Annotated in this window: 13 protein-coding genes and 1 pseudogene; 5 read left to right on the top strand and 9 right to left on the bottom strand. The window is 53.7% G+C overall.

Going from position 1 to position 15310, the window contains the following annotated elements; genetic code table 11:
* Window positions 1–95: 95 nt before the first annotated feature.
* Window positions 96–869, bottom strand: coding sequence for an IS21-like element helper ATPase IstB (gene istB, locus DL88_RS15225; protein ID WP_034997875.1), 774 nt, complete (start codon window positions 867–869; stop codon window positions 96–98).
* The gene (gene istA / locus DL88_RS15220; protein WP_034997871.1) at window positions 859–2385 is read right to left on the bottom strand and encodes an IS21 family transposase; all 1527 of its coding nucleotides are present in this window, start codon (window positions 2383–2385) and stop codon (window positions 859–861) included. The genes istB and istA overlap by 11 nt, the downstream gene beginning before the upstream one ends.
* Here istA and DL88_RS15215 point away from each other — a divergent pair.
* Window positions 2366–3061: a hypothetical protein gene (locus DL88_RS15215; protein ID WP_051956040.1), complete on the top strand. Its 696-nt coding sequence runs from the start codon at window positions 2366–2368 to the stop codon at window positions 3059–3061. The genes istA and DL88_RS15215 overlap by 20 nt on opposite strands.
* A 204-nt stretch (window positions 3062–3265) precedes the next feature.
* Window positions 3266–4258 carry a LysR family transcriptional regulator gene (locus DL88_RS15210; RefSeq protein ID WP_051956039.1) on the top strand — a complete coding sequence of 331 codons (993 nt, stop codon included), beginning with the start codon at window positions 3266–3268 and terminating at the stop codon, window positions 4256–4258.
* 45 nt (window positions 4259–4303) lie between these two features.
* Here the strand turns inward: DL88_RS15210 and DL88_RS15205 are convergent, their stop codons facing one another.
* A complete protein-coding gene (locus tag DL88_RS15205; protein WP_034997868.1) occupies window positions 4304–5191 on the bottom strand; it encodes a helix-turn-helix domain-containing protein in 888 nt (295 codons plus the stop codon).
* Window positions 5192–5424: 233 nt separating this feature from the next.
* Here DL88_RS15205 and pobA point away from each other — a divergent pair, with 233 nt between their 5' ends.
* The 3 genes and pseudogenes from pobA to DL88_RS21105 all read left to right on the top strand — a co-directional run bounded on the left by pobA (window position 5425) and on the right by DL88_RS21105 (window position 8163).
* Window positions 5425–6597 (top strand): 4-hydroxybenzoate 3-monooxygenase, encoded by a 1173-nt coding sequence (gene pobA / locus DL88_RS15200; RefSeq protein WP_034997865.1) that lies wholly within the window; start codon window positions 5425–5427, stop codon window positions 6595–6597.
* Window positions 6598–6826: 229 nt separating this feature from the next.
* Window positions 6827–8000 (top strand): annotated as a pseudogene (locus DL88_RS21110) (protein adenylyltransferase SelO family protein).
* Window positions 7984–8163, top strand: coding sequence for a helix-turn-helix domain-containing protein (locus tag DL88_RS21105; protein WP_084705218.1), 180 nt, complete (start codon window positions 7984–7986; stop codon window positions 8161–8163). Before DL88_RS21110 ends, DL88_RS21105 begins: the two are co-directional and overlap by 17 nt.
* 36 nt (window positions 8164–8199) lie before the next feature.
* On the opposite strand, the gene DL88_RS15190 is transcribed toward DL88_RS21105, so the two are convergent.
* The 6 genes from DL88_RS15190 to DL88_RS15160 all read right to left on the bottom strand — a co-directional run bounded on the left by DL88_RS15190 (window position 8200) and on the right by DL88_RS15160 (window position 15288).
* Entirely contained in the window at window positions 8200–9108 is a 909-nt protein-coding gene (locus tag DL88_RS15190) for a helix-turn-helix domain-containing protein (protein WP_034997863.1), read from the bottom strand.
* 195 nt (window positions 9109–9303) lie between these two features.
* Entirely contained in the window at window positions 9304–10119 is an 816-nt protein-coding gene (locus tag DL88_RS15185) for an SDR family NAD(P)-dependent oxidoreductase (RefSeq protein WP_034997858.1), read from the bottom strand.
* Window positions 10120–10121: 2 nt separating this feature from the next.
* Window positions 10122–10493: an NIPSNAP family protein gene (locus DL88_RS15180; RefSeq protein WP_034997934.1), complete on the bottom strand. Its 372-nt coding sequence runs from the start codon at window positions 10491–10493 to the stop codon at window positions 10122–10124.
* Window positions 10494–10507: 14 nt separating this feature from the next.
* Window positions 10508–12226, bottom strand: a complete 1719-nt coding sequence (locus tag DL88_RS15175; protein ID WP_034997854.1) for an FAD-dependent oxidoreductase — start codon at window positions 12224–12226, stop codon at window positions 10508–10510.
* Window positions 12227–13231: 1005 nt separating this feature from the next.
* Window positions 13232–13816, bottom strand: a complete 585-nt coding sequence (locus DL88_RS15165) for an SEN1982 family lipoprotein (protein ID WP_034997848.1) — start codon at window positions 13814–13816, stop codon at window positions 13232–13234.
* Window positions 13817–14019: 203 nt separating this feature from the next.
* Window positions 14020–15288 (bottom strand): carbohydrate porin, encoded by a 1269-nt coding sequence (locus DL88_RS15160; RefSeq protein WP_084705217.1) that lies wholly within the window; start codon window positions 15286–15288, stop codon window positions 14020–14022.
* Between the last annotated feature and the right edge of the window lie 22 nt (window positions 15289–15310).

The following is a 15310-nucleotide window of genomic DNA, read 5'->3' as shown; positions in this document are numbered from 1 at the left end:
CCCTTTTGTTGATTTTTGTTGAGAACTGACCCGGGATTTTCATCGAGAAGTGACCCGGATTGAAACTATCCTGTGCTTGCGTTTGGCTGGTCAAGTCATGTTTTCTGCTTCTTTGATTTTTCCTGAGTTACGCTTGCTTTGAACCGGAAGCTGTCGTTACCGGTTTCCAAAATATGGCAGTGATGAGTGAGCCGATCGAGCAAGGCAGTCGTCATCTTGGCATCGCCGAACACACCAGCCCACTCGCTGAAGCTCAGGTTCGTGGTGATGATGATACTCGTGTGCTCGTAGAGCTTGCTGAGCAGATGGAACAAAAGCGCACCGCCTGACGGACTGAACGGCAGATATCCCAATTCGTCGAGGATAATCAGATCGAGCCGCAAAAGCCGCTCGGCGAGTTGACCGGCCTTGTTCAAGGCCTTTTCCTGCTCGAGAGCGTTGACCAGATCGACTGTGGCGAAGAACCTGACCTTTTTACGATGATGTTCGACGGCCTGGACGCCAAGGGCCGTGGCGATGTGCGACTTGCCTGTGCCGGGGCCGCCGATCAAGACGACATTGTCGGCATCATCGATAAATGCACCACGATGAAGCTGACGGACCATGGCTTCATTGACCTCGCTGGCAGCAAAATCGAACCCGGACAAATCCTTGTAAGCCGGGAACCGGGCTGCCTTGATCTGATAGGCAATGGAGCGAACCTCTCGTTCGCTGACCTCAGCTTTGAGCAACTGGGAGAGGGTAGGCACAGCCGTTTCGAAGGCAGGTGCACCTTGTTCGTTGAGATCGCTGACGGCCTGGGCCATGCCGTACATCTTGAGGCCGCGCAGCATCACAACGACGGCGGCACTGGCTGGATCATGGCGCATGACGTCTCTCCTTGCCGCGCAGAGCATCATAGCGTTCGACATTGGCCTTGGGCTCGATGCGTAAAATCAGCTTTTGGGGAGCATCAATGCTGGCGGATCTCTCCATCTTGCCGTCGACGAGCCGGTGCAAAAGATTGAGGATATGGGTCTTGGTAGGAACGCCTGCCTCCAGCGCCAATTCGACTGCGCAGAGCACGGCCAGCTCATCGTGTTGCAGGACCAGCGCCAGGATCTCAACCATCTCCCGGTCGCCGCCGTCCCGCTTGAGGAGGTGGCTCTGAAGTTGCCGGAATGCATCGGGCATCTCCGTGAAGGGCGCGCCATTGCGTAAGGCGCCAGGCTTGCGTTGGATGACCGTCAGATAGTGCCGCCAGTCATAGACGGTTCGTCCCGGTAGATTATGGGACCGTTCGATGATCCGCGCATGTTCGCAAAGGATCTGCCCCTCGGCAGCGATAACGATCCGCTCCGGATAGATCCGCAGGCTGACTGGCCGGTTGGCAAAGGATGCCGGCACGCTATAGCGATTGCGCTCGAAGTGGACGAGACACGTCGGTGACACGCGCTTGGTCTGCTCGACAAAGCCATCGAAGGGGCGCCCCAGTGCCATCAGGCTAGCGATTTCCCCGGCATGTACATCGGCGATCGTCCCTGGCAGCATACCATGCTGGATCTGGCCCCAGCGCTCGATGCACTGTTCCTCAAGCCAGACGTTCAGGGCGGCAAGATCAGGGAAGCTGGGGACCGGCTGCCAGAGCTGGCGCCTTGTGTCCTGAACATTCTTCTCGACTTGTCCCTTTTCCCATCCCGAGGCTGGATTGCAGAACTCGGGATCAAACAGATAATGGCTGGCCATCGCTGCAAAGCGGGCATTGACCTGCCGGGCCTTGCCTAAACCGATCCTATCGACCGCAGTTCGCATATTGTCGAAGATTCCGCGTTTGGGCACGCCACCCAAGACACGGAACGCCTGGGCCAGCGCATCGAACAGCATCTCATGGGTCTGAAGCGGATAAGCGCGCACGATGAACGCGCGGCTGTGTGAAAGCTTGGTATGCGCCACCTGCAACTTCGTACGCTCGCCGGCGAGCAAGGCCCAATCCTCACTCCAATCGAACTGGAAGGCTTCTCCTGGCGAAAAGACCAAAGGCACGAACGTGCCGCGGCCTGTGGTCTGCTCATCGCGCTGACGGTCCGCCTTCCACTGCCTTACAAAGGCAGCCACGCGGCCGTAAGAACCGGGATAACCCAATGAGATCAGATCGGCGTGCAACTGTTTGGCAGTTCGCTTTTGTTTACGCGACTTGCCAGCTTCGATCCTCAGCCAGCCTGACAACTTCTCGGTAAAAGGATCCAGTTTGCTCGGCCGATCAGGAACCTTGAACTTCGGTTCCACCGTATCCGCACGTAGATATTTGCGGATCGTGTTGCGCGACAAGCCTGTGCGGCGCTCTATCTCTCGGATCGGCATTCCCTCTCGGAAATGCCAGCGCCGGATGACGCTCAATAACGCCATGTCGATCACTCCGTTGCCCCCGCTGAAAACAGCAAGGGTGAGGTCAAAACATGGGTCAAATCTCGGTGGAAATTTTCGGCTTCCCTGGGTCAGTTCTCAGTGGAATTCAACAGAATTTCTGCATCCGCTTTTTTCGAGCGATGCCGTGCGGCGCGCCCGGGTCGAATTTCAGCAGGATAGTGAGACTATCTGGTCGAAACGTTTCATCGCCAATGATGATCTCCCTGCCTTTCTGAAACAGGCCTTCCGGATTCCGGATGACGCGCTTGCAGACCGTTGGCTCGATGTCCGCTGGAACGCGCCCGCGCTGATGGCGCTCTGGTCCGGCGCAGTCGCTAGTGGCCGGCCGAAAGAAGAAGGCATCATCGTACCGTCCGCGCACTTTTTCACGCCGGAGACGACGGCCAGTACACATTATTTCTATGCGATCAGTTTTCCCAGAGTTCTGGGCCCCATCGCGGAGGATTTGGCGGCGTCGAATGTCGAGGCCTTGAGGGGGCCTTTCGAATGCGAGGACAAGCCGGTGATCGAAGCGGTCGCGCGGCGTATGGCGGGGGCGCCTTTTTGGTCTCTCAAGCCCGTCCTTCTGACAAATGATACACCGAGCATCCGTGCGCGGCGGCTGGTGGAACAGAAAATTCAGAAGGAAAATCAGATGAACAGCCTGGCCGGATGATGTGGTACGGCAGGTTGTATCTTTGCCGAAGATATAAAGATGGAGTTGTTCTGAAGTCTATGGCATTTTCCCCGAAGGTCAGAGGGAACGAATGATATTGTTCTCTCTGAGGCAATAAAAACAGGGCATCGTACCGATCGCGGGTCATCGTGACGGGCAGACCCTCTATGCCGCGTACCGGCAAGACAATCTGGGGAGGCCATTTTGAGATTCGACAAGCTCGATCTTAACCTTCTTGTCGCGCTTGATGCGCTCATCGAGCATAAAAGTGTTTCCATCGTCGCCAAGAAACTCTATTTGACCCAACCGGCGATCAGCGGTGCCCTGAACCGGCTTCGTGAATATTTCGGCGACGAGCTTTTCGTCCAATGCGGACGCCAGATGATTCTCACGCCCAAAGCGGAAGAACTCGCGCAACCGATCCGTCAGGCTCTGACCTTCATTCGATCGAAGATCACGACGCCGTCGCAGTTCCGGCCGGCAGAGGCGCAACGGAATTTCTCGATCGCGGCATCGGATTATGCCCTGAATATTCTCGTCACCGATATGCTGATCAAGGTCTCGCAGGAGGCGCCGCAAGTCACATTCACAATCATGAGCCCAGACCGGTTTGCATTTGAGCGGCTTGAACGTGGTCAGGTTGATGTGATGATCACATTGGAGAAATATCTGCTGCCGCAACACCCCCACATGTTTCTGCTGGAGGATGATTTTGTGGTCATCTGCTGGTCGGAAAGCAGTTACAGGGACGGGATCGATGCGAAGCAGTTTCTGGCTGCGCGGCACGCGGTCGCCTGTTTCGGAATTGATGCGCTGCCGGCGTTTTCGGAGAGCTATTTCTCCGAGCAGGGGATCGAGCGTCGGGTCGATGTGATCGTTCCCAATTTTTCCGCTCTGCCCTATGCCTTGATCGGAACGGAGCGTATCGCGATCATGCACCGCATGCATGCGGAATATTTCGCACGCTTCATACCTATTTCCATTCTGCCGCTTCCCTATCCGATACCAAAATCCTTGGAACAGGCGCAATGGCATGCAATGAGAAGTAGCGACGAGGGCATTCAGTGGATTCTGCGTGTTCTGAGAGAACAGGCCATGCAGGTTGCCAAAAAATTGCGTCCCGAGAGTGGCCCCTTGCCGGGCAGCATGTCAATGCCACCGGTGCTGGAGATGACGCATTCCACGTCCCTGTCGTGATGTGATTGCGGCATGCTATCACGATGCTCCCGCCGCAAGATTTGATCATTCCGGAGGCCGGATGCGCTGCAACGGATCGGAGCGATAGGCACGCGGGCTGAGACCCGCGTGACGGGTGAAGAAACGGGTAAAATAGGCCGGGTCGTCAAATCCTAGATCGAAGGCGATCTCCGCTATATTCATCGACGTATAGGCCAGCTGCCGCCGGGCTTCGAGCATCAGACGGTCCTGCACGAAAGCCTGCGCGGAGCGCCCGGTGATCTGACGACAGACACGGCTCATATGCGCGACGCTGACACCGAGTTTTTGCGCGTGATCGGCAAGGCTCGGGTGACGCCTGAAATCCTCTTCGACCTGAGCCGAGAAACGCTGGACAAGACTGATCGCAGAGCCAGCCGGATCGGTGCTTTCGGGATTGCCCGCTGTTCGGACGCGCCGGAACCAGACCAGAATGAGACTGGCCAGCGCGGTCAGCGCCTCCGAGCGTTTCTGCCGATGACCCGAGGATTCCGCTAGCGCCAATTGCAGGATTGTCGCAAGCTCTGCCGCTGCGTCAGGTGCGGCTGACAACAGGAATGGTGTCGTGAACACAGCATGGGCGTGGCTCTCGGCAGGTGCGTGAGCCGCCACGACATTTGCCGGTATGCTGATGACATAGCCTTCCGTTCCGGCCGTGAAGTCGAAGGCATGCACAACCAGCGGCGGCAGGGCAATGGCCATAGCCGGATGCAGCCCATGCGTCGCGGCGTCGATATAGGCGGTGCCTTCTCCCGACGAGACGAACAGGAACTGATAGAGGTTCCCATGACGATGTGAGCGGATGTGCCAGTCATAGCGGGCACTTCGTGCCGTGATCGTTTCCACATGCAGCTCATCGGGAAAGCCGTCATGGCCTTCGCCGTAAAGGGCATAGGCAGGCACGTTTCGGGTCATTTTCGTCCGTCATGTTCGATTTGTCCAGAAATGTGCACGATGCTGCCATTCCTTTCAAGGGCTTCGCCGTCCATTCTAGAGAACACGAAATGCATTTCATGCCCGTCTGGAGCAAGGGCTGCGTTTCACGCGGTCGTGCGTCTTGCGCCTATAAAACGGCAATGTATTCGCCTGCGCGAGAGACAGGAAATACAGGCTGGGCAAAATAATCAGATCATTTTCAGGAGGAATGGATGCGGACGCAGGTATGTATCATCGGCGCGGGGCCATCAGGCCTGCTGCTCGGCCAGCTTCTCGCCAAGGCAGGCATCGATGCCGTGATTCTCGAGGCGCGCAGTGCGGATTACGTGCTCTCGCGTATTCGCGCTGGTGTGCTGGAAACGGGCCTCGTCGAACTGCTCGAGCGCGCCGGCTGCAGTGACCGTCTCAAGAAGGAAGGGCTGGTGCATCACGGTTTCTGCCTCGCCTTTGATGGCCGTGCGCAACGTATCAATCTGTCGGATCTCACCGGGGGCCGATCCGTGGTCGTTTACGGGCAGACCGAGGTGACGCGTGATCTCATGGATGCGCGCGCGGCGATCGGCACGGTGACGATCTATGAAGCAGAAGATGTGACGCCTCACGATTTCGACGGGAGCCGGCCACGTGTAAGCTACCGCAAGGACGGTATCACGCATGAGATCGAATGTGATTTCATCGCTGGTTGTGATGGCTTCCACGGTGTGTCCCGGCGCTCGGTGGCTGGGGCGGCAATCGCTCAGTTTGAGCGCGCCTATCCCTTCGGATGGCTGGGATTGCTCGCCGATGTTCCCCCTGCCTCAGAGGAACTCATTTACGCCCATCACGAGCGTGGTTTCGCTTTGGCCTCCATGCGCTCCACCACGCGCAGCCGTTATTACATCCAGGTGCCACTCACGAATAGAGTGGAAGATTGGTCGGATGATCGTTTCTTCGACGAATTCCGCCGCCGCCTGCCGGAGGATGTGGCGGAGCGCGTCGTGACCGGCCCGTCGCTGGAGAAAAGCATTGCGCCCCTGCGCTCTTTCGTGGCCGAGCCCCTGCGTTTCGGAAAATTGTTTCTTGCGGGAGATGCAGCGCATATCGTGCCGCCGACCGGTGCCAAGGGCCTGAACCTCGCCGCGAGCGATGTGCATTATCTCTCTTCCGGCCTCATCGAATATTATCGCGAAGGATCGGCCGGAGGGATCGACAATTATTCCAGCCGGGCATTGGCGCGGATCTGGAAAGCCGAGCGTTTTTCCTGGTGGATGACCTCCATGCTGCACCAGTTTCACGAGGCCGGAGATTTCGCGGCCCGCATGCAGCTTGCCGAATTTGATTACATCACCAGTTCGACCGCGGCGGCGACGACAATTGCCGAAAATTATGTGGGTCTGCCTTTTTAGGTTGCGTAGGCGAGGCTTCCATCATGGTCTAGCTGACCACCATGGATTTCAGGCCTGTTCCTTCTTCTGTTTGAAGGCACTTTCTGAAGGTGTGGCGCCGGATTTGATAAGCTGGGCAACGGTGGGGAGCGCCTGAAACCGGGGGCTGCCACATTCGTTACCGAACGAGCCGCAGCTTGAGAAATCCCGGCCCATGGTGTGATTTGCCTTTGAACACAGCTATGGCCTTTTGCCGGTCCGGCTGATCCGTCTGAACAGAGCGCTGGCAAGTGATCTTGATGCCACGGCACTTCAGGGAGAGGACGGAGCCGAGATTTTTGCCGGCAATCGCCTGCCGGAGGGTGAGAGTCCCGTCGCCATCGCTTATGCGGGGCACCAGTTCGGCCATTTCGTACCGCAGCTCGGTGACGGCAAAGCATCCGCCGCGATGTGCAGATCAAGAGGGCCAGTGTAAACCCTATTCGCACGGGGGTGATGGGCGCACGGCGCTTTGGGGCCTGTCTTGTGCGAATATCTGGTCAGCGAGGCCATGGCAGCCCTTGGCGTCCCGACGACACCCACGCTGGCAGCGCTGGTCGCACAATGGACGGCCACCGGTTTCATCCATGGCGTCATGAATACGGACAATATATCCGTTGCGGGCGAGACCATCGATTATAGTCCCTACACCGTTCATGGATGTCTATGATCTGGAAACCATGTTCAGTTCAATCGATCACGGCGGCCGCTACGCCTATAGCAATCAAGCGCCCATCCCCAAATAGAACCTCGCGTAGCTTCCCGAAACCCTGCTTGCTGCCTTTGATCGATGCTGACCAGCAACAACAGGTGCAGGCCACGACGCGCGAGGCCATCGGCACATTCGATGCGCGGTTCGAGGCCGCCTATCTCGCCGTCATGCGGAGCGAGGACAAGGCGCAGATCAAGGCCCTGTTCGCGGTCATGGCCTGCAATGGCGCCAATTTCACCCTGCCCTTCCGGACGCTTGGAGGGGCCTCGGGTGGGCCAAATGCGGAGGCGGGCTTAAAAGCCGTGCTCAAGGATCGAAATAGTGCGCCGCCTGGATTGCCGACTGGCGGCAGAGACTGGCGCGGAACGGTCAGGATCTCTTGCAGCGTCGCGAGGCCATGCGCTAGGCCAATCCGGCCTATATTCCCCGCAACCACCGGGTCGAGGCGATGATTGCCGCCGCCGTCCAGCATGATGATTTCGCGCCTTTCGAGGAATTGCTGGCCGTCGTCACTGATCCCTACGCGGATCAGGCAGATGTTGCGCATTATGCCGTGTCGTACGAAAAAGCGGTGAAGAGTACCTATGCGCGGGAATTCGGTGTTTTCCGCTTGACACCTTTCTCTCGTCTGTCGAGAGGTTCTCGGTTATTCAGCCATTACTCTGCTGCATAATCGTATCTTAATAGAAGCCAGACGTAAGCTTGCGTACACATCCCTGACAGTCCGTGAAATCGCCTTCATCCTCGGATATTCAGGCCCCGCTTATTTTTCCCGCCTTTTACCACGAAGATGGGTAACTCTCCGTCTGTCCGGGGCGCGAGCGTATCAGATATAAATACATAAAATCAATAAGTTGTTTTTGCTGCCCCACTTATTCCTGCTTTTCTTGTAACGTAGAAAGGCCATTTTCCCGAAACTCACTGGGTGAAATGCCTGTTCTTTTGGTGAAGAAACGACAAAAATATGCGGGATCTGCAAGACCAACGGCTTGTCCGACTGCAGCAATCGGCAGGCTTGTGTAAAGTAGATTGCGTTTTGCTTCGAGGATGATCCGGTCAAAAAGAATTTTCGACGCGCTTTTACCAGCTATAGCGCGACAGGCGATGTTGAGACGAGCGTGAGTCACATGAAGCTGCTCCGCATAGAAAGTAAGAGGGCAGTCTTCACGAAAATAAGTTTCAACGAGCCTACGAAAACGATGAACAATGTCGAGGTTTCGATTCGGTACGCGCCACGGACTGTTCTGGGCTAGAGCGTGATGCAATCTCTCGAGCGAAACAAGAATTCGGGTGAAATGCGCCATGATAGCGAAACGGCGCGCCCGGCCATGCCAAACAAATTCGCTGGCCACCGACTGGAATGCATCTGCAAGTGGTTGAGCCTCAGAAGAATTGGCGTCAAGGCAAAAATAGCCGGGCCGATCCTTCAATTCGATCATTGCCGGATCATCGCGCGTTCTTTCGCGGATATAGGAATCCGCAGCTGTTATGACGAACCCATCTGTTTGAGGTTCAAATTCCATAGAATGGACGACACCAGCCGGTATCATGATAAGGCTAAGGGGAACCGCTTGCCATACTTCCGTCTCGAGACGAATGATACCGCGACCTTTCGTAACAAAGAGGAATTGTCCGTGTTCCGGGTGAGCGTGCGGATGAATATGCCAATTGTGCATACCACTACGCAAATGAATTGCTTCAACGTGAAGGAAGTCCAATTCTACCTCATCCGGCACCTCTTCATAAAGGAAGAAATGCGGGATAGATTGGTTATGCATCATGGCGCAATCCGGAAAAACGGGTGGAGCACAAATGCCACAAGATTATCGTGATCAAGATAGATATCGGCGTAAACTTCCGGTTTCAACTCAGATTTTTCGATGCTACTCCAGCCATGTAACGACTATCGGGGCTTCGCAAGCCCCGATAGTGCGGCGCTCCTTGAGTATGGAAGCACAGCTATTCGAAACCTATATTCAGTTTTGGCTATAGCCTGGGCGTGGTATGAGATTCATGAGCATTCGTGTGTAGCCGCCATCAACCGTGATTTCCTCCCCGCTGATATAATTTGCGCGACGGCTTGAGAGAAAGAGTGCAGCATCAGCGATATCATCAGGTTGACCAATACGACCCATGGGGATGACGGCGCTTCTGCGTTCACGAACGCCTGGTTCTTCATAAAACTTACTGCTCATCTCGGTTTCGACCATTCCGGGGCTGACCACATTGCTGCGAATGCCAAATTTACCCCATTCGATCGCGATCTGCCGCGACAGCATCACGACTCCCGCCTTGCTGATGCTATAGGCGCCGCTGAAACCTTGCGGGTGCGTGCCGGAAATAGAAGCGATATGCACCATGGCACCCGATGATTTGATCCGCATCTGCTGGCCAAAAGTTTGAGCGCAGAGAAAATAGCCGGTAAGATTGACCGCAATCAGCGCGTTCCACTCGGACAAAGTAATTTCTTCAAGAGATCCTGGCCTCAACAAAGCGGCATTATTGATTAGAAGATCGCAAGGTCCCACTTTTTCGAGACATGTTCTTGCGCTTACGGCTACACTCGCCGGATCGGCGACGTCACAGACTTGAACGACAGGTTCAATGCCGGTCTTTTGCTTGACCGCCTCAGCGGCCTTCAGAACCTTAGGTTCTTGCTGATCCAACAGGACGACCTTTGCCCCTGCATCAGCGAAGCGCATTGCCATCGCAGTTCCGATTCCACCACCTGCGCCGGTTATGATGCAAACTTTGTCTTCGAGCCCCAACCAGTCCAGAGAACCATGTCTCATGATCAACTATCCTTTTTGACTATGTCAGGTGTCTCGCCGCCAAGCATTTTCAAACTCGGTATGTCAACACGGCGGATAATCCGGTTTTCTTGAGCAACAATGAGATCGGTCGTGGCCTTGAGATAGGCTGGCCAATCCGGGTCCTTGTCACGCGCAGCATGACAGGACTCGAAAGCACCCATATCGTCGAACTGCCAAAGATGAATGAGTTGATTCAGCTGCCCGACTGCGCTCGTGTACATACCAAGCGGAGGTCCCAGATATTTGAGCTGAACCGGCATGGCTAGCCGATCAAAAATATCGACGAATTCGGCCATTCTGCGTAGGCGGATCGTATAGACCCGCAAGTCAACAATAGGCTTGGATGTAAACATTAGCGCATTGTCCACTATTGCCTGCAATCATTGAATCCGGCCAAATGACGGGCCGTAATATAACCAAAGGTCATGATCGGGCCGAGCGTGATTCCAGCACCGGGATAGTTACCGCCCATCATGCTGGCGCGATCATTGCCTACCGCGTAAAGACCCGGAATAGGTTGTTTGTCCTCACCAATCACTCGGCCAACAACATCCGTGACAAGACCATCAAAAGTACCAAGATCACCCATGACGATTTTCAGCGCATAGAAAGGACCTCGCTGAATAGGCGCGACGCAAGGGTTGGGCTTATGGTCGGGATCGGCAAGATAGCGGTTGAACGCCGTGGCACCTCGTCCAAATTCCTGATCCTCACCGCTGATAGCGTCAGCATTGAAACGCGAAACTGTTGCCACCAGTCCGTCAGGGTCAATTTGTGCGGATTCGGCAAGTTCCTGTAAGGTCGCGGCACGATAAAGATAACCGCTATTGACATAATATTTGATGGGTACTGGCGCCGGTTTAGCATAGCCGAGCCCATACTTCCTTATGGTGCGATGATCGCAAATCAACCAAGCTACCGTTTCCTTATCATCCTTGCAGGTGTCAATGATTGCGGCACCAACATCGTGATAGGAGTTAGCCTCATTGCAGAAGCGTTGACCCTTCCGGTTCACAGCGATGACACCCGGCTTGCAGCGATCAAGCAGATGCGGAAACACACCATAAGAACCATCACGTCTCGGCACACGAGAAACGGGCATCCATGCAGCGGCATTGGGATAACGAATTTCGCAGCATCCCCCGGCATCTTCGGCAAGGCGGATGCCATCGCCTGTATTGGCTTCAGGTGTTGGTGAGACATGCACGCCGCCCCTTGCGACATGAGAATAGGCTTTTTTGATCCGCTGCAGATCATGTGGAAAGCCGCCGCAGGCGAGTACTACTCCGCGTCGAGCTGTGATCCGAGTGTCTCCCTCTAACAAGCCAACGACAGCACCGGTAATCTTGCCATCCTCGATCAAGAGCTCTTTTGCCGGAGCGGAAGTCAACAAGGGAATACCCAAATCGAACACCGTTTTGGCGAGGCGGGCCGCCAAAGCGTTGCCACTGGTGATCTGAACACCGCGACGATAGCGTATAAGATCCTTCAGATGAGAAACCAAGCGCTTGGTGACATATGTGAAGGAAGTCAGCGAACGCGTGGCATTGAAGAAATGCTTGATATCGGCATTGGATGAATTAAACATCATGCCGATGAATGTGATTGTTTCAAGAGGCCGCCTTAAACGTACAATCTCCGACCCCAGCTCCGTGGCATCATAGGGGGCAGCCAATATCGAGCGCCCGCATTCTGATCCACCCGCTTTCGTGGAATGATAGTCTGGATAGAGCGTGGGAATGAATTTTACTTCTGTTTCACGCTCGAAAAAATCGAGCATGCGCGGCCCGTGCTCCAGAAAAGCTTCGACCGTCTCGCTATCATAAAGATCGCCTGTCTCGTTATGGAGATAGAGACGAGCCGCTTGCCGCCCGGCGTCACCCGACGAACTCTTATCGAAGCGATTTCCCGGGATCCACAATACGCCACCCGAAAATGCCATGGTGCCACCGAAGAATGGCTCCTTTTCGATGATAATGACATCAAGACCATGCTTTTTTGCGGTGATGGCAGTTGATAGGCCACCTGCACCGGCACCAATAACAAGCACGTCGCAGTTTTTTTCGTTCACACTGACACTTGTCATAGTTTATCGGCTCTGGTTCACAATGTTTAAAGTGAGGGTAGTCGATTTACAAATCTCTGGGATTTCATCTGCATCACAGTTTCGACGCGTAGAGACCGACACATAAACAATCTTCCTTGCCTGAGATCAGATGATGGAGAGTAAGACCGTACCGAATTTATGCAAATGGACGCATACTTATATGACTTGGACTTTCTGCACAAAATCGCGAACCAATATGCTTGAGGGAACTCTAAACCGGCGCTTCAGAACAACACTTCGAACGAAATCAATGACAATAAAAAATTGGATTTTTGGATCTGGACACCTCCGGACGCAGGTGTGTTTAAATCAATTGCGGTTCGATCTTAGGGGATATCGGGGCCAGGCGAGTATGACGGACCAGGGATGTCTCGTATCTAGTGTGCGACCATCTGAACTAGATGCCGGTTTTGTGAGCTTGGCGCGGGCGATCCGGGGGACTGGCAAGAATATAGGGTTACTCTGCTTTTCTGTCCGAGATGACCTGTTTATGGAGTCCCCCCATCCAGCATGGTGGAGCAGATTCTGGCGACATAATGAGCGCCCATAGAGACCAGCATATATGGCGACGCTTCACTACGCTGGCACCAGCGAGCTCCTCGACACAGCCCTCGGCTGTGAAGTCGAAATCGTCTTTCTGTTGCGGTAGTGTCGCAAATAGTTGATAACGACGTTCCAGGTGCTCTCGATATAATGCCGCAGGTCGCGGCAATGCGTTTAGGGTGGCCGGACCGCGCTCGTCGAGGAACCATTGGAGCTTCTCATTGAGTGCGGCAATCATTGAAAAAAGAGGCGTATCAAGCTTCGGAATGTATCTCCAAAATCATGTCGGTGAATTCGACAACATGATCATGGCGCGGAGTCGACCAACATCATCTTGATCGTAACAAACACTCACTGTTACTTGTTTTATCTTATTTTTTTGTTACGCAATGCTTCAACTAAACGGAAGAATTGCACCATCTGAATTCTAAATCATACAGTTTAGTGTGTCGTAGTATTTCCCTTTTTCTCCGAGAGGTGATCCATAAAACCCCACTCACCATTTGTGAGCATCATGGGAAGGGTCCATACTTCCTCTTCCACGGGAATGAATTGTCTTTTAAAAGCAGCTTGAATAGCAGAGTCGCTCGCCCAAGGTTCATCTCTTCGCTTATAATTGAAAGTTACGTCATGGATCGAATAATTACCCTCCGTTCTCGCTTCGGTAATTGTTTGAATTTCACCTACATCAATATGATACGCACAAAATCCCATTAGCTTATCATTCTCGCCATTAGGTAAACGAACGAGACTCCTGCCTTTATCTGTGAGATCATAAAGGCCATCTTCGCCTCGTTTGAGCAGATTCACCTTCACAAGAGCATCATAAGGCGCAAACTCATCGGTGTCGGATAAGTGGACGGGATAGGCTGAAACTTGCGGCCCCACCAAAAAGCATCGCGTATCTAAAAACTCCGCGAGCGTTTTGTGAAGATTTTCTTTTGTTGCTACCGTTGGGTCGTTGCATGCAGATAGAATAAACATTCCGACACTGACGACAACGGTTGTGATCTTGATCGAAATCATGTTCGCCCCCAAAGCGGAAAAAAGCAGCCTCGACTTTTCTAGAGAAGTTTGTAAATTTTAACTACAGCGATTCGGTTTCACGCGTTCTGCATCACTCAACTCAAAATCCGTATGCAGATATCAAATTTACCTTAGCGCAATGTATCCGTGCTTTAGATAATCACAATTCATCGCCTTCAGGCGAACTATTACGGGTTTCAATTTCATAACGTCAATCTAAGTTGCAATCCAACGGCCCAAGCATCCGGAACCTGTTTGAATGAAAACGCACCGGGGCTTCGTACAAATTGTATATTAGGGCGCACGATACACCATGGTGTCGCCTGCAAGCCATAGTTGATTTCGAAAACAGCTTCAGCAGAAGGGGGGGTAAAAAATCGAGTCGTCGCTGCCTGCCGTTTATACTTGTTCGTCTCTCCCCTTGTGACACCAAAGACAAGTACATCCTTCGGACGTGTGGGAATCAATCCTTCATAAACAAACCCAAGTTGTAATGCCGTGGGCATCGGTGCAGTTGTCTGGTCGGACATTCCGTATTGAAAAAATGCCGTCAATCCACCTATTCCACTTGGCGGACGATAGATGAGCTGATCTACGGAAACATATCCACCATAGCGCCCCCCCTGATGGATGATTGTGGGATTGGACTGATCTGTCGCAGGCGATGTGTCGTAATATCCACCTATCTTGAAATTGCCCGGCAACCCATTTTTCTCGCGACCCGTCTGAATGCCTAGTTCGACCGGTACAAGAGCGCCCGTCGTACCAGACCAATCCATCTTAAATCCGTTATTCTTTTGATTATAAGTGGGATTAACCTGGAACACGCCCGTCGTCAGATAGAAGAATTGATCAATCAGCCAGAATTTTCCGCGCCCGCCCCAACGGCCACTTGGATAATTTGTCCATCCACTCGACGCAGCTAGGTTCGGCACATGGCCACAAAAGGAGACACTCTGAAAATAGCAATAATAGGGAGACACGCCAAATTCATTGCCAGGCGAATAAAAGCCAACTTTGACATTCACACGCCGGCTAAAAAGATCCTGCTCGAAGGACATTTCCGCAAGACGGAAATTCTGCCCGAAGCCGTAAATTTCCTGCACGGCAAAACGATTGCCAATTTTATCCGCCGTCAAGCTGCGGCCTACACGATCTTCCAGCGTGAAATGGAATTGATTGCCCGCGAATCCAACGGCTTTATTCATGTCGATATCAAAGCCAAAACGAACGGCTTGAGCGTAACGAACACTCCCCGGGGCATTACCACCTGTGGGATTCCATGCGGTTTCGGAAATATAAGCTCCGCGGAAGATAAATCCGCGTTCAAGCAAATATGTCCTCGCGCCGCCCCACGTCCCAGTCATGACCGGCTGAGAAATCCAATCCTCCCATTCGCTAGCATAAGCTGTCATCGTGTTTAACCAACCGAGTACGATTGATGTGTAAATCAAAGCCTTACGCATAGTCATCAAGCCTCTCAGGCCTTGTTGT

Origin of the sequence: Beijerinckia mobilis (genome assembly GCF_000745425.1) — a bacterium.
Classification (GTDB): Bacteria; Pseudomonadota; Alphaproteobacteria; order Rhizobiales; family Beijerinckiaceae; genus Beijerinckia; species Beijerinckia mobilis.
Note: the sequence above shows the minus strand (reverse complement) of the source record. Positions and strands in the feature narration are given on the sequence as shown.